This is a genomic window from Vibrio sp. SG41-7, assembly GCF_014164465.1.
Classification (GTDB): Bacteria; Pseudomonadota; Gammaproteobacteria; order Enterobacterales; family Vibrionaceae; genus Vibrio; species Vibrio splendidus.
This window is the reverse complement of the sequence record NZ_JACJFF010000014.1, coordinates 29,069-51,837: the sequence shown is the minus strand read 5'-3', so window position 1 is coordinate 51,837 and position 22,769 is coordinate 29,069. Positions and strand designations below refer to the sequence as shown.

Below are 22,769 nucleotides of genomic sequence, written 5' to 3'. Positions count from 1 at the left end.
CTAAATATTAACCGGAAATTGGACTCTTGATTACGCTAGGTCGTCTTTACCTTCGATAAGCGCATGGTGGCTAACTGAACCTGCAGTGCGTGCAGCTAAGTGTGGGGCATATTCCGCGTCATTAATGAAATCAACGGCAGCTTGCTTTGATGGCCACTCAATGATGACACGCAATGCAGGCTGCTCAGCGTTACCTTCTACGTTTTCGTGGCTAGCAGTGCGAGCTAGATATTTACCGCCATATTTTGTGACGAGTCTGGTTGCTGGCTCGATGTAATCAGCGACCCAAGCGTCAGTGGTTGGCGTAACTTCTAATACTGAGTAATAAGACATAATCTTGTTCTCCTATCATGCCAGTGGCTTTGTGCTTATTAGTAGCAGTGCGTGCTTAGCATTCGGTCATTAACGACATAGTTAACGAGTAAGGTAATAGTAGTGCGCTTTTGATGAATTTATAATTAATGGAGGGCAACTCGGGTTATCTGAAAGTAACATTAGGTGGGGGCTGTCATTTTGAGTTAGGTACAAGTACCTTATTGAGTGTACCCAGAGTGTTTCTGGGCACTGTATTAACATGGGTTCTAACACATAGCTCGAGCGGTAATCAGCAAGGCTCTAAATGATCTACAAAGAGAATCGAGTCCATTTCTTCGCTCGCCAGCGACGAACCATGATCAATCCGCGGAACCATTCATCCATCGCGATTGCCATCCAAGCACCAAATACGCCATAACCCCAATGCACACCAAGTAAATAACTCATCGCAACGCCAATGCCCCACATGCTAAGAATGCCCATTTTGATCGGGAACTTAATATCGCCTGCGGCTTTTAAGCAAGAAATGAAAATCAGGTTAAACACGCGACCAGCTTCTAAAAGTATCGAGCCTGCGATGAGTGCGGCAGTCAGTGCGATGATCTCTGGGTCTTGAGTGAATAAATCCAAAATCTCGAATCGGAAAATATAGACCACGCAGGTAATGGTGATAGAGGCGATAAAGCCTACTACAAAGTATCGTTGTACACGGTTGGCTATCTCATCTATCCAACCTTTACCAATGTAATAACCCGTTTGGATTTGGCTACCTTGGCCGATGGCTAAGGCAAAGGCAAAAGAGAGACGTGCGATGTTTTGTGCGTAAGTAAACGCGGCCAGTGAAGACGTTCCCATCTGCACCACAAAGAAGGTAATACTGATTTGCGCCATGTTGTAAGAGAGTACTTCTCCAGCATTCATAGAGCCGATCTTCATGATTTTTTGATAGATAGCTTTAGGCACAGATTTGAACTGTTTCATCGGTAGGTCAATGCCTTTGTTTCTTACGACACCGATTAAGATCAATAAGCCGATCACTTGGCTAATAACTGTCGCCGTTGCAACCCCTTGTACGCCGTACACTGGCAACCCGAAAGGTTGGTAAAGTGCGCAGTAGTTGCCGAAGGTGTTGATAACACCTGCAATCATGTTGATGACCATCGGTGATTTTGAATAGCCATGGCTGCGTAGAATCGTGGTGAGAACGACACCTATAGTGACATTAAAGGTGAGAGCACCACTGATAAACAGATACTCTTGAGCGTACTGTTCGACTTGAGCTTCCAGTTGGTAGAGCGGAATAAAATATTCAGCACCAAGAACCGCAATCATGCTGAGTAACACACCGGTAATAATGGCCAAGATAATGCTCGCCACGCCCACGTGAGCGCTCTCTTGAGTGCGAGAAGCACCGTTGTATTGTGCGATTAGGATGCCTGTACCACTACTGACCATGGTTGAGACGATGATCAGAAAAAAGGATATCTGAGAGATAACACCAACGGCAGACACGGCTTTGTCTGAGTACCCCGATAACATAAATACATCACTGGTGTTGAGTGCGGTTCTTAAAAGAACTTCGATAAAAATTGGCCAGGTGAGCGCAACGATTCCCATGCGTTTATTTAGGGTGGAATCAGCATTAGGCATTTAGGTTTTCTCAAAAAAAGGGGGAGGCGACACTATAGTTTAGCCATTATTGAGTAAACGACTATCAAATTAATGTCCGGATAGCAGTTAAGGATAAAGAAAATACCAATAAGGTCGTTAAACCCAAAAACTAAGCGGAGTGCATGAAACTTTTTGAATCGTTTCATAGAGAGACAAGAAGTAAAGAAGAGAGGTAAGCAATAAAGAAGAGGTGATAACGGTGAATTAATAACGAGGTAAAGCTAGCCTTTCTAGCCAGCTTTACCGTTTGAAAAGTCTAGTTAATACGCTGACCTTCAGCATCAAACAGATGGCAATCTTTTGATGCGAAATTTAAATTGAGAGACTGATAACGTGTGACCTCTTGATCTCCGGGGAGGTGCACTTTAAAGCTATCAACACCACATGATTGGCCAAACATATAAGTACTGTTGCCCAATCGTTCTACTACCTCGCTCTGGAACTCAATCGTGATATCTGACTCGCCGTTGATCTCTAAATGTTCTGGTCGAATACCAAGCGTCAGCTTTTGTCCTTCAGCAAGGCCATCACTTGGCAATGGCAGAGTAATTTTACTCAGGCCATTAACGGTCAGTTGGGCATGCGTGTCAGAGGTGCTATTGACCAAACAAGGTAAGAAGTTCATTTTCGGAGAGCCAATAAAGCCCGCCACAAATTTATTTTGAGGGGAGTGATACAGTTCGAGAGGTGAGCCGACTTGCTCCACTCGACCGTCTCTCAGCACGACGATTTTGTCGGCAAGCGTCATCGCTTCCACTTGATCGTGCGTTACGTAAATCATGGTATTTTGCAGATCTTGATGCAGTTTGGCGATTTGTAAGCGCATATCGACACGAAGTTCAGCATCTAGGTTAGACAAAGGTTCGTCAAACAAGAACACTCTTGGGTTGCGAACTATCGCTCGACCAATAGCAACACGCTGACGCTGTCCACCTGACAGTTCTTTAGGTTTACGTTTCAACAAAGGGTCTAGTTGAAGCGTTTTCGCTGCACTGGTGACTTGTTTCTCGACGACTTCTTTAGCTACCCCGTTCATTTTCAGGCCAAAGCCCATGTTTTCTTCAACCGTCATATGCGGATAAAGGGCGTAGGATTGGAATACCATCGCCACACCACGCTCGGCAGGATCGACATCGTTAACCAGATCATCGCCAATATGGATCTCACCTTCAGTAATCTCTTCCAAGCCAGCAACTAAGCGTAAGAGAGTTGATTTACCGCAACCAGACGGTCCAACGAATACTACGAATTCGCCGTTACTTATTTCTAGATCAACACCATGGATCGTTTGAACATCACCATATCGTTTGATGACCTGTTTTAAGCTGATATCAGCCATGCTCTCTCCTTGCTTCGTTGTACTGCATCTCTTTGCCTTTAAAACATACGCTTTCATCAGGAATTTGTTAGGTGCCTCGCATGATTTATTGATCGTGGTCATATAAATTTGGCGATCTATACTGATTTCTGTGGAAACGTTTACAAAAATAAAACATAACTGTGCGCAATGTTATCAATAAGCCTAATATTTGAACGTAATTACTATAAATTCTGCGTTGCTTGATTAAATTTAGAAACCTAGGTGGAAATTAATCAAATAGTAAATGAAGCTTTTAATACAAGGAATTTCGGGAAATGGAGCAATCTGTGAAAACGATATACCCAGAAAATCGCATCCCATCGGCGAAAAAGAAAAGGCGCATTAGTTCTAAGGTGTCGCCTTGGCTGTTCTTGGCGCCAGCCATCGCTATCTTCTCTCTTTATGTTATCTACCCCATCTTGGACAGTATCTGGCTGAGCTTCTTTGAGTGGGATGGGTTAGGCGAAAAAGAGTGGGTAGGGCTTGAGAACTATCGTGAGCTTTTTGACTCAGATGCTTTTTATACTTCGTTAACGAATAACTTCCTTTGGTTGATCTTCTTTATGCTTGCGCCACCGTGTGGCTTGGCGATTGCCCTTTTCTTAAACCAACAAGTGAAAGGCATTCGTGTCGTTAAATCCTTATTCTTCTTCCCCTTTGTTATTTCTCAAGTGGTGGTCGGCCTCGTATTTTCTTGGTTTTATGACCCGTCATTTGGTCTTTTCAATATGGTATTGGGTACCTTCGGTTTTGAGCCCGTTTCAATACTCGCTGACGAAGACTATGTGACCTACGGAATCATCGCTGCTGGTCTGTGGCCACAAATTTCTTACTGCATGATCTTGTATCTCACGGGGTTGAACAACCTCGATCCAGAACAGTTGGAAGCAGCGCGACTGGATGGTGCAAAGAAGTGGCGCATGCTCTGGTATGTGGTGTTGCCTCAACTAAGACCGGCGACGTTTATTGCCGTGGTCGTGACAGTGATTGGTGCCCTGCGTTCTTTCGATTTAGTGGCAACCATGACGGCGGGTGGACCTTGGGGTAGCTCGACGGTACTGGCGTATCAAATGTATGAAGAGTCTATTTTTAACTATCGAATGGGTTACGGTGCAGCGGTTTCTGTGGTGCTGTTTCTGATTATGGATATCTATATCGCTTACTTCTTGTGGCGCATGTTAAGGAGTGAAAAATAATGTTTCCGCAACCAATTCAAAAAGCCGGTCGCTTTACTAATATCAGCTACCGAGTGGCGTTACCTATCTCGATCGTGATGTGGTTGTTACCGCTTATCGCTGTGATGATGACGTCGATTCGTTCAATGGATGACATCAACAAAGGTAATTACTGGGGCTGGCCGAGCGAGATTCAATTCATAGAGAACTACACCCAAGTTTTTACCTCGACCTCGATGGGGCAGTACCTAATCAATAGCTTGATCATCACACTGCCGGCGGTCGCAGGGGCTGTCGCTCTCTCGACTCTGGCTGGGTATGCCTTGGCGAAATACAACTTCAAAGCCAACGTTTGGATCTTTGCGATGTTTATTGCGGGCAACTTTGTTCCGTTCCAAATTTTGATGATTCCAGTGCGTGATTTAACGATTGGACTTGGCCTTTACGATACCCATTGGGCGCTGATTTTCTTCCATATCGCTTTTCAAGCCGGATTTTGTACCTTGTTCATGCGTAACTTTATCGTCGGGATCCCAGATGCCTTGATCGAAGCGGCGCGTGTGGAGGGAGTCAGTGAATGGAAGATTTTCTGGCATGTCGTACTCCCTTTGGTTCGCCCAGCTTTAGCAGCGTTAGCCGTGTTGGTGTTTACCTTTATTTGGAATGACTTCTTCTGGGCACTAGTACTGGTTCAGAGTGATGACGTTCGCCCTGTAACTGCGGGGTTGAGCTCACTGCAAGGCCAATGGCTGGCGTCTTGGCAGTTTATGTCGGCGGGTGCTGTAGTCGCGGCTATCCCACCGGTTGTGCTGTTTTTTACCATGCAAAAGCACTTTATCGCAGGTCTGACATTAGGTGCGACCAAAGGGTAAATAACGAGATAAGTATCGATACACGAATCTAGCAATATCGGCTGTTATAAGCCGTTATTGCTACCGACATCCCGAATGGATGAATCATTGAAGAGAAACTAAAACACAAACAACCCTACGAGAGAAAACAATAAGAATTGGACTTAGAGAGCTTAGCTCCATAACAAGGACCTCAATATGAAATACGTGAAACATATCGCTGCCTCTGCAGTGCTCGCTGCCTCCATGTCTGCAACATCGTTTGCAGGCACCTTAGTCATCAACTCAGATGCTTCTGATCCAGCGCCAAAAGAGGCGTGGGGTGAGATCATTAACCGCTTTGAAAAAGAAAACCCAGATATTACGGTTAAGTACAATTTGTACGATCACGAGTCGTACAAAACAACGATTCGTAATTGGTTGGTCACTTCGCCGCCGGACGTGGTTTTTTGGTATGCGGGTAACCGAATGAAAGCCTTTGTTGACCGCGGCCTGTTTGAAGATGTGAGTGATATTTGGACTGACAACAACATGAAGCAAGACTTTGCGTCAGCCGCACCTGCAATGACGGTGAATGGCAAGCAATTTGGTGTGCCATACACGTATTACCAATGGGGTATCTACTACCGCAAAGACATCTTTGAGCAGTATGGAATTGCTGAACCTAAAACATGGGATGATCTGAAATCGGCATCGGCAACGCTGAAAGAAAATGGTGTGGCGCCGTTTGCGATTGGTACTAAGTACTTGTGGACTGCTGCGGGTTGGTTTGATTACATCAACATGCGTACCAACGGCTTGGATTTCCATATTCAGTTGATGGAAGGCAAGGTGCCTTATTCTGACGAACGTGTGAAGAAAACGTTCGCTAACTGGGCTGAGCTTGTTGAGCCTGGTTACTATCTAGAAAATCACGCCTCTTATTCTTGGCAGGAAGCTCAACCTTTCTTGTACAACGGTAAAGCGGCGATGTACCTGATGGGTAACTTCATCACGCCTAACTTCCCTGCTGAGTTAGATGGCAAGATGGATTTCTTCCAATTCCCTGTCATTGATCCAAGTGTTCCTATGTCTGAAGATGCGCCTATGGATACGCTACACATTCCTTCAAAAGCGAAAAATAAGGAAGATGCACGTAAGTTCTTAGAGTTTGTTGCTCGCGCTGAAAACCAACAGCTGATCAATGAGATGCTGTTACAAATTCCGACCAACAATAAAGCCAAAGCCAAGTCAGATCCGTTCTTAGATAAAGGTGTAGCAATGCTCGCTTCTACCGATGGTACGGCTCAGTTCTATGACCGTGATACCGATCCTGCGATGGCCAAAGAGGGCATGAAAGGTTTCCAAGAGTTTATGGTTCACCCTGACCGAATCGAAAAAATCTTAAAGAAACTCGATAAGGTGAGCAAGCGTACCTTTAAGTAATACGTTATCTGCCGCAGCGACTCTTGCTGCGGCTCTTTTCCTTTTCAGTTTGTCATTGCCAGTGTTATTTGATTAGTGTTCGTCGTTTTGAGCACAAGAGGCACCCAATACAACCTGCCTAGTACTACTTGCAATGATTCACTATATTCGGTTTATCGTAAGGAACACTCAATGAGAACTTTCTCTCAAATCATCTCTGCCCGCGAATGGGAAAACCAACACATCACTCATCATAACGTTGTTGAGGCTCATGCTCCTTTGAATGGTTACACCTCGTTGGCTGAGGCTGTGGGGAAGAAATCGTCACGCACCTTGTCTCTCAATGGGGTTTGGAAGTTTCAGTTGTTCGATTCGCCTGAGTTGGTCGGCGAAGAGTTTGTCTCTGAACATTTTGATGATTCCTCATGGAAGTCGATCGCAGTGCCAAGCAACTGGCAGATGCAAGGCTTTGATAAACCGATCTATACCAATGTGAAATATCCTTTCGCTGATAACCCGCCTTTTGTACCAACCGACAATCCAACGGGGCTGTATCGCAGGCGTTTTAATTGTACCGAACAAGCGCTTTTGGATACCCATAGGCTGACCTTTGATGGCGTTAACTCAGCGTTCCATCTGTGGTGTAACGGCAAGTGGGTTGGCTATTCGCAAGACAGTCGATTACCGGCTGAATTTGACGTGTCTGAATACTTACAAGCAGGCGAGAACACGCTCGCAGTAATGGTGCTGCGTTGGTCTGATGGTTCCTATCTTGAAGACCAAGATATGTGGTGGCTCAGTGGCATCTTCCGTGATGTGACTTTATTGAGAAAGCCCAAGGTCGCAATCGAGGATGTTGGTATTGAGACGCAGCTAGATGCTTGCTATCGCGATGCTGTTTTAAATATTTCTACGCAAATAACCAAGCACAGCAATGATGTAGAAAGCTGCTTTAAGCTGAAAGCTGAACTTTATGATGCTCAAGGACAGTTGGTTTTCGAACCTCAAATAGTGGGTTTTGGTGAGCGTTATGTCGATGAAAAAGGGCCGTGGTCTGAAGTCGCAGAACACCGCATTTCAGTGGTGAACCCGAACAAGTGGAGTGCCGAGTCACCCTACTTATATCGCTGTGTGGTGTCATTGCTCAATGAACATGATGAGCTTGTCGATTGTGAGGCTTACGATGTCGGATTTCGATGTGTTGAAATTACCGATAGTTTGCTCAAAGTTAACGGTAAGCCGTTGCTGATTCGTGGTGTGAATCGCCATGAACATCACCCTGAATTGGGCCACACCATGACTCGTGAAGGGATGATTCAAGACATCAAACTGCTCAAACAAAATAACTTCAATGCCGTTAGAACTGCTCATTATCCGAATCACCCATTGTGGTATGAATTGTGTGATGAGTATGGCCTGTATTTGGTTGATGAAGCGAATGTGGAAACCCATGGTCAGTTTCCGATGTGTCGACTGTCTAATGATTCGTCGTGGTTGAATGCGTACATGAGACGAATGACAAGGCTAGTGGAACGCGACAAAAACCACGCCAGCGTGATCATTTGGTCGTTGGGTAATGAGTCGGGGATTGGTCGTAATCACCATGCGATGTATCAATGGGTGAAACAAACTGATCCAACACGTCCCGTTCAGTATGAAGGTGGCGGGGCAGATACAGCAGCGACCGATATCTTGTGCCCAATGTATGCGCGTGTTGGTTGGGATTTACCTGTTGTTGAGAGTCAACCTGAAGTGACACCTCGCGTGGGCATTCGTAAAGCGATCGCTCTACCAAACGAGCATCGTCCTCTTATTCTCTGTGAGTACGCCCATGCAATGGGGAACAGTTTGGGCAGCTTTGATAAATATTGGCAAGTGTTTAGAGACAACCCAAGATTACAGGGCGGATTTATCTGGGATTGGGTCGATCAAGGGATCACCAAAACCGATTCGAGCGGCAAACAATATTGGGGCTATGGTGGTGATTTCGGAGACGAGATTAATGATCGCCAGTTCTGCATTAATGGTTTGGTATTCCCAGATCGAACGGTGCATCCAACGCTGCATGAAGTGAAAAAGGCGCAACAGTTTTATCAGTTCAAGCTGGTTTCTGCATCACCACTGGTGATTGAGGTACACAGCGAACACCTATTTGTGACCAGTAGGATTGAAACGTTGAATTGGACGGTTACCCAGAATGGTGTGGTGACGAGCGATGGTTGTATCGAATTGATGGTTGGTGCGGGCGAGAGTGTCCAGATAGAGCTTAATAGTGTGACTATTCCTCATACGGCCAATGCGCTTAATTACCTCAATCTTGAAGTAGTATTAAATGCCAATACTGCGTGGGCGAATAAAGGTCATGTGACGGCGATTGAACAGTTTAGCTTACCTACTCAGCCGCAATTGATGTTGGATACCAACCTCTCTCAATTTCCACCGAAAGTGACTGAAACCGACGCGCTGCTGACTGTGAGTGGTGATGCTTATCAAGTAGAGTTCGACAGATTATCTGGGACACTAGAGAGCTGGAAAATCAAAGGCGTGGAACAGCTTGCGAGTGGTCTTCGAGATAACTTTTATCGTGCACCGTTAGACAACGATATCGGTGTCAGTGAAGCAAACCGCGTCGACCCTAATTCATGGATAGCACGCTGGCAGGCGATGAGGTTGGATAGGCTCACTCCAGAGTGTATCGAATTTTCATCCATCACTCAGAAAAACGGGGTGTTGGTGACGGCAATCATTGCCCACACAGTAGAAGGGCAGGTTCGTTTGTTGTCGACTTGGCGGTACCAATTATTTACCGATGGTGAGGTTAAGTTAGATGTGGATGTACAAGCGGCGACAGGTTTGCCATCTCTGCCTCGAGTCGGTTTTGAGTTTGCTTTGAACCATGTGCCTGATGGGGTGGAATGGTTTGGTCGTGGGCCACATGAAAACTACCCAGATCGAAAAATGTCAGCCCATATAGGGCGATATCAGCAGAACATTGAACAAATGCATACCCCGTATATTTTTCCTTCTGATTGCGGCTTGCGTTGTGATGTTCGTGAGGTAAAGGTTAGTGAATTTGTACTGAAAGGAAACTTTCATTTCTCAGTCAGTCGTTTTGGGTTACAGCAGCTACAGAAGGCAAAGCATACTTGTGACTTAACCGAACAAGAACAGCTGTTTGTTTATGTCGATGGCTTCCATATGGGGGTTGGCGGTGACGACTCATGGACGCCAAGTGTTCATGATGAATACAAATTATTGAAAGAGCATTACCATTATCAGGTGCGCTTCTATTGTGGTGAGAACGGTCAAAGTACAGCGAATGGAGTAAAAGGATCATTGTAGGCCAAATAGTCTAAATGCTTGTTTGTTCGATTATTTGGCTTCAGATATAAAAAAGGCACTCAACATAACGCTGAGTGCCAAAGCCTGAAATTTGTTAATTCGCAGTATCTTATTGAACCTGTGTATTAATGAATCTCAGAGGACAGGTAAAAAGGTTCGATTTACTCTGCGTCAGTAAAGAAATCGTTGTAAAGCATGTACAAGTGAGCCGCACTCCAAGAGAAGTTTGGTGCGCCTTGTTGTTCGCCGGTTAGTGGGTTGTAGTTTTCACGGATTGGACCGTCTTGAACTAATCCATCGGCGTGGTCAAAGAACGCACCTGCCATTTCAATCGCATCGTCACGGTAGCCGTAGCTGTCCATGCCTTTTAGGCCGAAGTAGAATTGATCTACCCAAACACGTCCACGCCAGTAAATGTCTGGGCCAAATGCAGGGCTAGAAAGCGCTGCTGTGCCTAGTGGAACGTAGGTATTGAACTCTTCTGTATCTTTCATTACAGAGACAACTGCATCAGCGTTAGCTTGAGTGGCAGCAGCATTGAACAATGGTGACCAACCTTCAGGGCCTTTACCACGCTCTACAATCGGTTTACCTGCACAGCCGTTGGCTAGTGGTTTGTCTTCGATACGAATGTCGTAGAAGAAGTTAGTGCCTTCGTCGAACATACAGGTGTTGATGTAGTTCGATAGGTGTTCAGCCTTTTCACGGAACTCTTTCGCTTCTGCGTCTTTACCAAGAATGTCAGCCATTTCTGCTAGGTACTTGTTATCGCTGTACATATAGCTTGCTTGGTCGACAGATTCTTGCAGTAGTGAGTAGCCCAGTAGCGTGCCATCTTCAGCGCGGTTTTGAGCGAACTCAACATCCCAATCGCTGCGCTTGCCGCCATTCGCTACATACGCGTCTAGCTGATCTTTATCGATGAAACCAAATGCGGCTGCATCGTCACGACCTGACTCCCAAGACGCGGCAGTTTGTGCTGGGCTTTCGATGTAATCGTAGTTACCTTCAGCAATCACTTTATCCAGTGCAGCTTGGCCTATAATTGTCTCGTGCTTATCGCCACGAACCACGGTGAAGTACATTTCACCTTCCGGTGTGTTGTGTGCTTTATCGCGTGCTGCGCCATATTCAGGTACGCCGTTGCCGTTGTTGTCACGGTTGCGCAACCACCAATCGTGGTATGCCACTAGCTTTGGATACATCTCTTCGAGCCAAGCTTCATCGCTGGTGGTCTTATAGACTTCCATTACTGCCCATGCTGCTAGGCTTGGTTTGGTATTACGTTCATTCCAGTTACCGCCATCGCCGCCACGTTCTGGACTTAGGTTGTAAGCGAGTAGATCGGGCACGTAACCTTCATCCCAAGGACGAACGGCATCGTCAGCCTGAATTTGGTAAGCGAACATCGCGCGGATGTTATCTTTCGCTACATCTGGGTTGAAGTGAGCCATTGCGTAGGCTTGCTTCCATGTGTCCCAAGGCCAAGTTTGGTTGCCCGAGAACCAACGCGCCGTCACGGATGGTGTCACAGAGTCAAACTCCATCGCACCTGCAGCGCCACGCCAGTTACCGTTTAGGGTTTCCATCGCTTTAACCGCAACACGCTCTTGCTCTGGTGTCGCGTTCGGGTTGGTTAAGCCCATTTCTAGGTAGCCTTCCCAACGTTCTGCTGATACCGTTAAGAAGTCGGTAGGGTTTGCCATGATCTTTTTGATTTCAGGCTGTTCCGCTTGCGCTTCTTCTGCCGTTAGAACATGCGAGTATGTGGTGTAGATAGTCGTCGATGCTTCAATGTTTGCCGTTGAAGTAAACGCTAAACCATCAACCGTGGTTTTCGTTGGAATCGACTTGTGAACTTGGTATTCAGACTCACCAGAAGTCAGTAGATCCCATGTCGAACGAACCTTACCGAAGGTCACCTTTAGGCCATCGTCGGTTGCGACGATTTGACGGTCATACTCAGGGTAAGTTTCAGCGATTGTTTTGTCGGTTTGTGCCACGCCTTCTTTAGCGTGCGTCTTTTCTAGTAGTTCACCATCCCACACCAATTCAACCGGTGAGTCGGTAGTGATTTTGGTTTCTAGCAGAGAGGTACGGTTTGAAGCAAAACGCATCGTCATTTCTACGGTCACATCGTCAGATTTTAGCGTCTGAACCAATGCGCCCGGTAGGCTGTAAGCTTCCATAGTGAAAGCCACTTTTTTGCCGTCTTTGAACACGCTTAGGCGGTCGAAGTTATCAGCCATGAAGTTGATGTATTCTTCGGTAAGCAGTGCTGTACCTGGGAATCCGCCCATGCCTTCTGCACTGTCTGGCAGCAGGTGACCGTGCCATGCACCTAGGTCGAAGAATGGGTTAAAGCGTTGGTGGTCATCGAAGTCGTAGTCACGCATGTATTCAGGTGAGCCAGTACGGTCGATAACGTTCTTAAATTCGTTGGCTTGCAGTTGCTCTGTGTCAGAGCCTGAGATTGAGTTTGAAGCACAACCAGTAACGACAAGGGCTGCACCGATAGCGAGAGCTGCGAATGATTTATTCAGTTTCATGATCAATTCCTGTTATTACCAGTAGAAGTATTGCATTGCGAACACCTGAGCGTCGCCGATTTCAGTGTCGCTGCCTACGCCAAAGCGGCTATCGAAAGCAGTCGCAAACGCGCCGTTGCCGTATTCATACCAAACGCCAGCATTGATGTAAGAGGTGATTTCTTTGTCGCCATTGTCACCGTCAAAGTTTGCGTAGTTGTAGGCTGCAGATAGGTAAACGCCTTGTGCCGCTTCGTACCATGCACTGGTTTGAATACCAGACTCGCTACCGAAAGACTCTTGGTTGCCTTTATCGGTATCATGCCAAACACGAGTGGCGAAGTTTTTGTACTCAGCACCCAATAGCAATAGTTCACCACCATCGTTGTTACGAACTTCACCGCCACCCATTAGGGTTAAGTCGTCGGTCAGATCGTATTGGAGGTAACCATTGACCATGGCGTTCTTATCTTTCCATTGGTCTGCGAAGCTGTCGTATTTACCGAAGTGAACAAGAGCATCGTCTTCAGAGAAGTCAGACTCTGGCGCGAAAGAAACGCTGTAGCGAAGCTTGCCTTCTAGGTTTTGAATCTTCATACCAAGGTGCACGTCTCGCGTGTTTGAGATCGCGTAGCCGTATTCAACCGTAGGGTCACCCCACCATTGAACGTCATCTAATGAAGAGTCCATACGACCAATCATGAATTCTGTTTTGTTATCTGTGCGGTAGCCAGCGTAAAAGCGGTTGAAACCACCTTCAAAGCCGCCCCAGCCGTGGCCCGTTGCCCAAGCATTGCCTTCGTCGTCGGCTTGTACTGTCCAGCCTTCCATATAAGCAAGACCAAACCAATTACCGTGCTCGATAGCCAAGCCAGCTTCAATGTAAGTACCGTCTGCGTAGCGGCCTTTATCATCACCTTCGAGTGCCACGTGACCACCAAGGCCAAGCTCACCATAAAAGTTAAATAGGGTTTCAGTTTCTGTCTGAGGGGGCAGAGTATCACTGTGGTTTGCTGCGGACTCTTCCGCGTGGGCAGTGGTACTTAAGGCAGCAAGAATACAGCTTGTAATAATAGTGTTTTTAGTAAAACTACTTTTCATTTTAATCACTTCTGTGTCGGGGTTATAAATGAAGGTTCGCAAGCAGTTCTGACTTCTAATATGGGGTGCTCTTCAAGGCGTATTGGTCAGGTTACTTACGATCGCAAACCAATATTAATGATAATTTTGATGTTTAAAATTAATTAAGTTTAAAAGTGTGATCTATTTTTAGTAAATATTTACTTTGTTTTTATTTTGACTTTCAGTTGAATTTTCAGAGGTATGGCTAGGGTTGCAAGTATTCAGGAGGTGAATTGTTTGATGGGTAGTTAGATTGTTGGTTCGAATGTTTTGATTCTTGAATGGCTTTGATTTAATCGAGATGGTTAGTGGAAATGTACCGACAAATAAAAAGGCACTCACCAAATGTGAGTGCCTGAAGTTTAAATGCGAGTGCCTGAAGTTTAAGTCAGAGTGCCCGAAGTTTAAATCAGAGTGCAGGGTAAACTAAGCGTTCGCCGGTTCAGGTTTTGCTTCTAGTTTTTTCTCTTCTGGAGATAAGCTTTTTTCATATTTGCCGTACTTCCACCACGCGTAGCCAAGGAAGATAACAATCCCGCCCACGTTGTAGAAGATGATGGTCATGATGTCAGCACCTGTTGGGAAGGTTGACGCAAAGAAGCCAACAGTGAAAATGCCGATCAGAATCGAGACCACGGTAATGCCTGTCATACGTGAGCCCATTCTGAAATCACGAGGTAAGTGATCCAACTTCAAACGTAAATTAAGGTACGCGATCATGATGAATAGCGGTGGCAACATCGATGCTGCAGCTGTCATGTTGATAATGGTACTCATCAGATCTTGAACCGTATCGGACGCCAGTGTCGGAATGAACATCAGTGGAATCACAATCAAGAACTGAATCCAAGCCGCACGCTCTGGAACGCCTTGTTTGTTTAGAGCGACTGTTTTCTCACCGAAGATACCTTTAGGGATTTCAGAGAAGAAAATCTTAACGGGTGTCGCTGTCCACATCAGCAGAGAGCCTAGCATCGCCGTGAATGAAACCACGCCCACAAAGCGATTCATTAGGATTTCAGACAACCCAAAGTGTCGTGCTAGCCCTTCGAATACCTGCACTGAGCCGCCAGTAAATTTAAGCTCTTCTCGCGACACAAACACGTTTGCTAGTACTGAACCCACCGAGTAAAGCGCACCAATGAAGATACCGGCAATGATGATCACTTTAACGAAAGACTTGTGACCACCTTTGATGTCGTTAACGTAAACCGCAACCGATTCTGCACCGCCAGCCGCCATGAATATCCAAGTGATTACGCCAAGGAATGCCCAGTTGAAGCTTGGTGTCATCGCTTCAATGGTGATTGGATCTGCTGGCTCGATACCACCGATCAAAGCACCGCCAGACAACAAGATGTAAGACATTGTTAGCAACAACATAAGCGACGAGGTTAGTGAGGTGATGGGGCCTAGTAGTTTCGCGCCATTGTTTGAAATGTGCGTAGCAATCGCAAACAAAATGGTACTGAGGATCGCCGTGGTGATTGGCGTGAATATGTACTCAAACCCTAAGAACGCATACGACGCATAAGCGATGATTCTAGGCAGCAGAGATGTGAAGAAGAACAGGTTAACAAACCAGTAGGTATAAGCCGAAATAAACGCCCAGCGGCCGCCTAGAGAGCTTTTAACCCAAGAATAAACGCCCGCTTCAGAGTTTTTATTCAGTGACACAAACTCTGCGACGATCAAACAAAAGGGCACAAAGTAAAAGATGGTGGCTAGAAAGAACATCGGCGCCGAGGAAAGGCCGATCTCGATGTTGTTGTTAATGATGTTGTTGAAGCTGTATACCGCCGCGAAGGTCATAGACAGTAGGGCAAACTTGCCTATCGTACTGCGTTTATTTTCGGACATGATGTTCTCCGGTGAATCACGTTGATGATCGTTATAACTTGGTCCTAGAGAGGGAGGCTCTAGGCCGCACTTTTATTGTTATGTTGGTTTGGCAAACACCCGCTTTGTTTGTCAGGGTTGGCTCATTGTTGTTTTTATAGATTTACGATCGGACTTCTTAGTGCTTTTATTTCTTGATTTTCAGTAAAGTTATTACCAAAACAAAGAGTTAAAGGTTAAGAGGTTCATCAAAGAGATTGTTTGTTTCATGAACGACGATTTGTAAGGCTTGTAGGGGCTTTTTGTCGTTTTTAAATATGAACTCGTTCGTCTCTTCAGCAAGAAGATTAAAGATTAAGCGGCGGGAAGTTAATCAAAATTGATCAAATATGTGACCTTGAGTAAATAAATTTAGTTAATATTTTACCTTTGTTTTTGTTCGGATTTTATTACGATTTAATTAACGTTTTTCGTGAAGTGAACTCTTGACGGAATGGCGTTTTTATTTTCGGCTATTGGTTTTTAATTTTCTGATTTAAAACAAAAAAAGCGCCATGATAGGCGCTTTTGAAATTAGTTCTAATGTTGCTAAGTATTACGATTGCTTAGCCGCTTCTAGCTTTGCATCTTTACCTGCTTGCTTCTTTTCAAAGCGAGAGATCCACCACCAAGCGATAGCTGAGAATACAGCGGTCATAAATACGTTGACGAAGAACGCTTGCATTAGGTCTACACCCGTTGGGAATGCTGATGCCGTCATGCTGACAACAAAGATACCGATAAGTACTGACACAACAGACATACCTTGAACTCGAGTACCCATGCGGAAGTCACGTGGTGTATCGTCATGCTTCAAGCGGAATACAAAGTACGCCACCATGATGAAGATAGGCGGTAACATTGCGGTACCTGCTGTTAGGTTGATTGCTGTGTTCATCATGTCTTGTACAGACTCAGAACCGAAGCCGTTAACCACTAGCATTAGGAATACGAAAGCGAATTGCCACCATGCTGCGCGAACAGGCACGCCGTGTTCGTTAAGCTCAGTCGTTTTCTCACCGTAAACACCTTTAGGGATTTCAGAGAAGTGAATTTTTACTGGCGCTGCTGTCCACATCATCATCGAACCGAACATAGCGACGAACAGAATGATACCGACGAAGCGACCCGTTAGAGATTGTGAAATGTCGAAGTAGTTCGCCATACCAGTGAAGATTTCAACCATGCCGCCAGCATAAGTGAGTTCATCACGAGCAACGAATACGTTCACTAATAGAGAACCGACTGCGTACATGATACCGATAGCGATACCCGCGCTGATGATCACCTTGATGAAAGACTTATGACCACCTTTAACATCGTTTAGGTAAGCGGCTGCGGTTTCTGCACCACCGGCTGCTTGGAAGATCCAACACATAATGCCTAACGTTGCCCAGTTGATGGTTGGTGTCATGGCTTCAAGCGTGATTGGCTCTACCGGCTCATGGTTACCACCGAGTGCCATCATTGCACCGATAACGTAAACCGCGAACAGTGCAAATACACCGTATGCAACGATCTCTGCAATTTTTCCTAACCAGCTCGCCCCTTTGGTCGAGATGTGTGTCGCTGCTGCAAACAGACCTATTGAGATTGCCGAAGTCACTATCGGAGAGAAGGCGTACTCGTAGCCAAGCATCGCGTAAGACGCGTATGCGATAACGTTGGGCAGCAATGATACAAACCAGAATAGGTTCACGAACCAATAGAGGAATGAACCTAAGTAGGCCGCTTTTGAACCCAGCGGTTGTTTAAGCCAGTCATACATGCCTGACTCAGAATTTTTATTTGCAGATACGAATTCAGCAATAATGAACACGAATGGAATGAAGTAAATAAGGGTGGCGAGCAAAAAGATAGGAGCAGAACTCAATCCCAATTCGATGTTGTTATTTACAATGTTGCGAACGTTAAATACCGCTGCAAATGTCATGGAGAGCAAGGCAAATTTACCTAACTTACCGCGTACAGATTCAGACATAGTGTCCTCCAAGGGTCACGTAATTATAGTCGTTATTTCTTTAGGCTTCCTTGTAGGGAAGAAGCGTAAAGGCGTTGTGCAGTGTGACTGAGCCTTGAACGGCAAGGCTCGGTACACACTGTGAATAGATCTTGTTGTTGCTTTCGTTTGTTTAGCTCCAGTTACTTATTAAGGAAGTAACCGTCTTCAATAGTCACTTTCAGCACCACTTTGCGTACTCGGTTATCACCGTGGAATCGGTAGGCTTTGCTGTTATCAAAGATCGCCACTTGGCCTTCAGCTAACTCGCAAGTCTCGCCGTTACCCATTAGGTGTTCGCGGTCAGTCTCATCGCTGTAAGCTTGAATTTGCTCTAGCTCTGACTTGGCTGCGAACTCGACGGTTTCACGACCTTCTAGGTAGTAATGCACGTCGAAGTAACGACGGTTACCGGTGAAGTTTTCGGTGTTTCGAGCCACACCGTCTTCAATCATGTAAGCCAGTGAGTCACCAATGGAATACATCACGCCATCTTTGATGTTGCCGATGTTTTCAATCGCTTCTACACAGCGTTGCCATTTACGACCGTCGCGGTAAACGACTTTAAATTGCTCTAGGTTGTTTAAAACGATCATCGCTTATGCCTCGTTCTGTTGTGGTTGAGCTTTCGGTGTATTCGCCGTAAAAAACTCATCGCCAAAGTTGTGACTGATTAGGTGTTGCGCGTCGCAATCGCCTGCTTGGAATGGAATCAGAGTTAAGCCGTAGCGGAACTCATCCATGTAAACTCGATAAGAGTCGAGCACTTCGCTGCCCCAAGAATTCGAGCCTAAGCCCATCACTTGGTGGTCTAGGTTTAGCGTGATGTAACCGCTCTTCTCTAGCTCAATGGTGTGTTGTGCTTGATGCAGGTTTTGGTTGGTGTAGAACCAAGCGCTGAAGTTGATTTCTTGCTGTGGTTTTACTGCAATACCATTACCCGCGCGGCTTGAAAGCGCAGCCCAACGAATGTGTTGGCGGTTGCCGTTGTTTTGTGGGAACGGGTAGTTCTCGAACATGTCAGCCACCGTTGATTGGTAAACATCAATCATGTTGGCTTGCTTGCTGTCTTGGTAGTTCTCTTCAGGACCGCGGCCGTAGTATTGAACTTGGTCGAAGTCGCCGTTAATGCCCATGTCGAAACCAATCACTGGAATCACGTGAGGGTAATCACCGTAACGTTCGCCACTTAGCTCAACGTTCAGTTGACCTTCAGCACTGATTTGGTAGCGATACTCACAACGCATGCCGAAATCAAATACTGGTGGAGCAACGATGCTGGTGGTGGTGATCTCTACCTTGTCGTTAACTTGCTCAACGTTTAGCGTGCGGAAGTGCTCTTGCATGATCTGTAGGTGTGCAGGCTCCCAGTAACCATCGTGCTCTTGCTTATGGTTATCAATCATTGGCTTGAAGAAGTTCAGCTTAGGCTCAGACTTAATCAGTTCCTCGCCATTCACTAACCATGACGTCAGTTTGCCGTTCACTTTCGAGAAGTTCAGAGTAAAGTTGTGTCCTTTGATTAGGTAGGCTAAGCGAGATTCTTCAACATTCAGTGCTGTCGCATTATTGTTAGTGAAGGCGTCAAGTTGTGCAGTGTTCTCTTTCACTTGGAACTGATAAACCGCAATGTCGTGGTTCGCTTCGCTGTATGAAGTACGAGAATCCTTACGAACTGTAAAGTTCACAAACACTTCACGCTCATCAAGCTCTGGCAAATTAAGCGTCAGTTCACGGCTAGAGTTCTCAGCCAGCTCTTCAACCTTGATATGCTGTACCGCAATGGTTTTACCCTCAGCACGGATTTCCGCAGTGATGGTGTAGTCATCGATGTTTGAGAACCAAAGCTTGTTGTCTACTGTGTAGGTGCCCGTTTGTGCATCGAAATCGCGAAGCTTCACTGGGGCAATCACTTGTTTGTACTCTTTCAAGCCAGGGCCTGGTGTTTGGTCTGGGTAGATCAAGCCGTCCATGCAGAAGTTGTAGTTATTCGGGTAGTCACCGTAGTCACCGCCGTACTTGTAGAACTCTGTGCCTGCTTCATCACGCGCCAGAATACCGTGATCACACCATTCCCAAACGTAGTGACCTTGAATGGCATCATGCTTGTAGAACACGTTTTGGTATTCGGTTAAACCGCCTGGGCCGTTACCCATTGCGTGTGCGTATTCACAGATGATGCGTGGTTTTTCGTGCGGGAATTCACCGAAGGCATTCATTAGTTGAGCACGTGAGTACATGGTTGAAATGATGTCGACCACTTCAGCATCACGGTCTTCTTCGTAGTGAACTAGACGGGTGTCATCAATCGCTTTTGCTGCATCGTACATAGAACGGATGTTGCAGCCGTAGCCAGACTCGTTACCCAGTGACCACATGATGATAGAAGGGTGGTTCTTTTGAGCGTGGATATGACGTTCGATACGTTCAACAAACACCGCTTCCCATGCGGCATCGTTAGTGATGCGGCTTAGGTCGCCAACGTTAGCAAAGCCGTGAGTTTCAACATCGGTTTCGCCCATCACGAATAGGCCGTAGATGTCACACAATTCGTAGAAGCGTGGGTCGTTCGGGTAGTGCGCTGTACGTACTGAGTTGATGTTGTGTTGCTTCATCAGTACTAAGTCTTTCTCGACGCGATCCATGCCAACAGCACGACCTTTCAGGTGGTCGTTGTCGTGACGGTTCACACCGTGCAACATCACGTACTTGTTGTTGATGTAGAACAGACCATCGCGAACTTTAATATCACGGAAACCAACGCGTTGTGGAATCACTTCCAACACCTTGCCGTCAGCGTCTTTCAGCGTAAGCAACAGTTGGTATAGGTAAGGGTTTTCAGCGTTCCATTGAACAGGGTTAACCACATCAATAGAGAATTGAGTATCTACATTGCCATCAGTCTTATGATTAGGGACGGCTAAGCTATCTACAGAGCCTTGCGAGATAACTTGGCTGCCATCAAGCAATGCGTACTCAAGGGTTGCGTTTACCGCTGCTGCTAGGTTTTCTAGTTCCACTTTGCACGACAGAGTAGCGCTTTGGTAAGCGTCGTCGAAGTCAGTGCGAACGGTAACGTCTTGAACGTGCAGCTGTTCTTTGCCCACTAGGTAAACGTCACGGAAGATACCGCCCGTCCACCACATGTCTTGGTCTTCAATGTAGGTTGAATCGGCCCACTGCATCACACGAATAGAAAGTAGGTTGTTGCCTGCTTTTACATGGTTAGAGATATCGAATTCAGCGGTGAGGCGGCTGCCTTTGCTGAAACCGACGTATTCGCCGTTTACGTAAACTTCGAAATAAGTTTCAACGCCATCAAATTTGATGATGGTTTGCTTCTCGTCCCAGCTTTCGCCAAGGAAGAAAGAGCGTTGGTATGCACCGGTTGGGTTGTCTGATGGTACGAAAGGCACATCAATTGGGAATGGGAAACCTTCATCTGTGTATTGAAGATCGCCGTGGCCTTCCATTTGCCACATGTTTGGAACCGTAATGTGGCCCCAGTCTTTCATTTCTTGAGAGTAGAACTCTTCAGGAACCAATAGTGGATTGGTGAAATAGCTAAAATTCCATTGGCCACTCAATAGTTGGAAGTGGCTGCTAAGTTCACGCTGAAACGTTTTTGCATTCTTTTCTGATGCGTATGAGAAGAAGTATGCACGCGGTGCCATACGGTTCTCATGTAAGTTCAGGAAGTTTTCCCAGTTGTTCACGTTGCCTCTCTCTCGGCCTAAATGCAATTTGCTGACCGACGTTCTTATGCGTAATTGGGTCGTAGTGAATACGAGTATTTTTGGACTGAGGTAATTATTAGTAAAACTTTTACTAAATGAAATTGGTGAAAACGTTTTACTTTAACTCCATCACGTTTTTTATGGTCTTTTTACAGTGCTGTGTGATCCACTTAAAAGAATACTATTGGCTGTTTTATGAAGCAGGCTAAAGAGGCTGGTATGTGTATATAGGCGTATGTGATGGGCACAAAAAAGGCCACCGTCAACAAAGGTAGCCTTAACTTATCTGATTGATATATTTAACTATTTTGTCGTGTCACGCAGCTTTAATTTGCTTGGTACATAGACACGTAGTGGGATAGTACGGCCGTCGCGTACTTTCTCAATCAACAGGTTAACGCCTTGAATTCCCATTAGTTCAGAGTGAATACGAACAGTCGATAAAGATGGGAAGGTAAATTTAGCTGTTGGGATGTCATTTACACTAATCAGCGCAATATCTTCAGGAATGTTTAATCCGTGCTCATGAACGGCTCGTAAAACACCAATTGCGATGGAATCTGACGCAATAAACATGGCTTTAGGGTAGTCGCCAGTCGCTAGCATCTGTTTTGCAAGCTTATAACCTGAAGAGCTAGAGAAGTCTCCACGATAGATGTCTTGCTCGCTGACAACGTTCTTAAGGCTACCGTATTCAGCAAAGGCGAGTTCGCGAATATCAGGAGTGTTGACGTTATCTTGTCCGCCAATAAAACCAATGCGTTGATAGCCTTGGCTGATAAAGAAGTTGGTGATCTCTTTGCTGATCAAAGCCAGGTCGATATCGACAGAGTCATAAGGTTCAGAGTGATCAGTGAAATCGACATAACAAATATTATCGCTTAGCTTTTTGGCTTGTTCGATAACCTCCGGTGTCATTCTTCCCACCAACAATACACCAGTAATAGGTGCTGAATTTACGTGTATTTTACTTTCATAACAGTTGGTTAGTTTAACTTCCATCTTGTCACATTGGGTTTCAATCCCGTGGCGAATCGATAGATAGTAAGGGTCATTCACTTCAGCTTCTTGCTTGTAGTTATACAGAGCAAGGAAGTGATGATTTTGTTTTTTACTGCTAACGGCTTTTCGTGAGCTGCTGGTTTTGTATTCCAACTTCTCTGCAATTTCAAAGATACGCCTTTTGGTCTCTTCCTTGACGCTTAATGTTGGATCTTCATTGAGAACCCTTGAAACTGTAGCCAATGAAACATGTGCTTCAGTCGCGATATCTTTTAACGTTGCCATACTCACTTCCTGTTATTGGAACATTGCGCTGCTTTGAAATTGGTATTTAGTAAAAAAGCAATGCACCTCTTTATTCTACAGACCTATTGTAATCAAACTG

The 22,769-nt window shown here is 45.6% G+C and carries 14 protein-coding genes; 4 read left to right on the top strand and 10 right to left on the bottom strand.

What is annotated here, in order from left to right; translation table 11 throughout:
- Window positions 1–30: 30 nt before the first annotated feature.
- From H5300_RS05855 to H5300_RS05845, 3 genes are all read right to left on the bottom strand, one after another.
- Window positions 31–333 carry a DUF1330 domain-containing protein gene (locus H5300_RS05855; RefSeq protein ID WP_017084205.1) on the bottom strand — a complete coding sequence of 101 codons (303 nt, stop codon included), beginning with the start codon at window positions 331–333 and terminating at the stop codon, window positions 31–33.
- Between the two features lie 291 nt (window positions 334–624).
- Window positions 625–1,965 (bottom strand): MATE family efflux transporter, encoded by a 1,341-nt coding sequence (locus H5300_RS05850; RefSeq protein ID WP_182795624.1) that lies wholly within the window; start codon window positions 1,963–1,965, stop codon window positions 625–627.
- Between the two features lie 277 nt (window positions 1,966–2,242).
- On the bottom strand, window positions 2,243–3,325 hold the full coding sequence (locus H5300_RS05845; RefSeq protein WP_182795623.1) for an ABC transporter ATP-binding protein: 1,083 nt from the start codon (window positions 3,323–3,325) through the stop codon (window positions 2,243–2,245).
- A gap of 296 nt (window positions 3,326–3,621) precedes the next feature.
- Here H5300_RS05845 and H5300_RS05840 point away from each other — a divergent pair, with 296 nt between their 5' ends.
- The 4 genes from H5300_RS05840 to H5300_RS05825 all read left to right on the top strand — a co-directional run bounded on the left by H5300_RS05840 (window position 3,622) and on the right by H5300_RS05825 (window position 10,118).
- The gene (locus tag H5300_RS05840) at window positions 3,622–4,542 is read left to right on the top strand and encodes a carbohydrate ABC transporter permease (RefSeq protein ID WP_017080042.1); all 921 of its coding nucleotides are present in this window, start codon (window positions 3,622–3,624) and stop codon (window positions 4,540–4,542) included.
- Window positions 4,542–5,393, top strand: coding sequence for a carbohydrate ABC transporter permease (locus H5300_RS05835; protein ID WP_004734435.1), 852 nt, complete (start codon window positions 4,542–4,544; stop codon window positions 5,391–5,393). Before H5300_RS05840 ends, H5300_RS05835 begins: the two co-directional genes overlap by 1 nt.
- Window positions 5,394–5,570: 177 nt before the next feature.
- On the top strand, window positions 5,571–6,797 hold the full coding sequence (locus tag H5300_RS05830; protein ID WP_017095501.1) for an ABC transporter substrate-binding protein: 1,227 nt from the start codon (window positions 5,571–5,573) through the stop codon (window positions 6,795–6,797).
- 171 nt (window positions 6,798–6,968) lie between these two features.
- Window positions 6,969–10,118 carry a beta-galactosidase gene (locus H5300_RS05825; protein ID WP_182795622.1) on the top strand — a complete coding sequence of 1,050 codons (3,150 nt, stop codon included), beginning with the start codon at window positions 6,969–6,971 and terminating at the stop codon, window positions 10,116–10,118.
- A 161-nt stretch (window positions 10,119–10,279) separates the two neighbouring features.
- On the opposite strand, the gene ygjK is transcribed toward H5300_RS05825, so the two are convergent.
- The 7 genes from ygjK to ebgR all read right to left on the bottom strand — a co-directional run bounded on the left by ygjK (window position 10,280) and on the right by ebgR (window position 22,669).
- The gene (ygjK, locus tag H5300_RS05820; protein ID WP_182795621.1) at window positions 10,280–12,667 is read right to left on the bottom strand and encodes an alpha-glucosidase; all 2,388 of its coding nucleotides are present in this window, start codon (window positions 12,665–12,667) and stop codon (window positions 10,280–10,282) included.
- A gap of 15 nt (window positions 12,668–12,682) precedes the next feature.
- Window positions 12,683–13,747 (bottom strand): protein YgjJ, encoded by a 1,065-nt coding sequence (gene ygjJ, locus H5300_RS05815; RefSeq protein WP_182795620.1) that lies wholly within the window; start codon window positions 13,745–13,747, stop codon window positions 12,683–12,685.
- A 447-nt stretch (window positions 13,748–14,194) separates the two neighbouring features.
- Window positions 14,195–15,628, bottom strand: coding sequence for an amino acid permease (locus H5300_RS05810; protein ID WP_017080740.1), 1,434 nt, complete (start codon window positions 15,626–15,628; stop codon window positions 14,195–14,197).
- A gap of 574 nt (window positions 15,629–16,202) precedes the next feature.
- Window positions 16,203–17,627 (bottom strand): amino acid permease, encoded by a 1,425-nt coding sequence (locus tag H5300_RS05805; protein WP_004734429.1) that lies wholly within the window; start codon window positions 17,625–17,627, stop codon window positions 16,203–16,205.
- Window positions 17,628–17,788: 161 nt separating this feature from the next.
- Entirely contained in the window at window positions 17,789–18,241 is a 453-nt protein-coding gene (locus H5300_RS05800) for a beta-galactosidase subunit beta (protein ID WP_182795619.1), read from the bottom strand.
- A 3-nt stretch (window positions 18,242–18,244) separates the two neighbouring features.
- Window positions 18,245–21,361, bottom strand: coding sequence for a beta-galactosidase subunit alpha (gene ebgA, locus H5300_RS05795; RefSeq protein ID WP_182795618.1), 3,117 nt, complete (start codon window positions 21,359–21,361; stop codon window positions 18,245–18,247).
- 324 nt (window positions 21,362–21,685) lie between these two features.
- Complete coding sequence (ebgR, locus tag H5300_RS05790) at window positions 21,686–22,669, bottom strand: transcriptional regulator EbgR (protein ID WP_182795617.1); 984 nt, start codon at window positions 22,667–22,669, stop codon at window positions 21,686–21,688.
- Between the last annotated feature and the right edge of the window lie 100 nt (window positions 22,670–22,769).

Excerpts from the sequence above, each read along its gene's own strand:
- H5300_RS05855 (WP_017084205.1), bottom strand. The coding sequence starts at position 333 with ATGTCTTATTACTCAGTATTAGAAGTTACGCCAACCACTGACGCTTGG.
- H5300_RS05850 (WP_182795624.1), bottom strand. The coding sequence starts at position 1,965 with ATGCCTAATGCTGATTCCACCCTAAATAAACGCATGGGAATCGTTGCG.
- H5300_RS05845 (WP_182795623.1), bottom strand. The coding sequence starts at position 3,325 with ATGGCTGATATCAGCTTAAAACAGGTCATCAAACGATATGGTGATGTT.
- H5300_RS05840 (WP_017080042.1), top strand. The coding sequence starts at position 3,622 with ATGGAGCAATCTGTGAAAACGATATACCCAGAAAATCGCATCCCATCG.
- H5300_RS05835 (WP_004734435.1), top strand. The coding sequence starts at position 4,542 with ATGTTTCCGCAACCAATTCAAAAAGCCGGTCGCTTTACTAATATCAGC.
- H5300_RS05830 (WP_017095501.1), top strand. The coding sequence starts at position 5,571 with ATGAAATACGTGAAACATATCGCTGCCTCTGCAGTGCTCGCTGCCTCC.
- H5300_RS05825 (WP_182795622.1), top strand. The coding sequence starts at position 6,969 with ATGAGAACTTTCTCTCAAATCATCTCTGCCCGCGAATGGGAAAACCAA.
- ygjK (WP_182795621.1), bottom strand. The coding sequence starts at position 12,667 with ATGAAACTGAATAAATCATTCGCAGCTCTCGCTATCGGTGCAGCCCTT.
- ygjJ (WP_182795620.1), bottom strand. The coding sequence starts at position 13,747 with ATGAAAAGTAGTTTTACTAAAAACACTATTATTACAAGCTGTATTCTT.
- H5300_RS05810 (WP_017080740.1), bottom strand. The coding sequence starts at position 15,628 with ATGTCCGAAAATAAACGCAGTACGATAGGCAAGTTTGCCCTACTGTCT.
- H5300_RS05805 (WP_004734429.1), bottom strand. The coding sequence starts at position 17,627 with ATGTCTGAATCTGTACGCGGTAAGTTAGGTAAATTTGCCTTGCTCTCC.
- H5300_RS05800 (WP_182795619.1), bottom strand. The coding sequence starts at position 18,241 with ATGATCGTTTTAAACAACCTAGAGCAATTTAAAGTCGTTTACCGCGAC.
- ebgR (WP_182795617.1), bottom strand. The coding sequence starts at position 22,669 with ATGGCAACGTTAAAAGATATCGCGACTGAAGCACATGTTTCATTGGCT.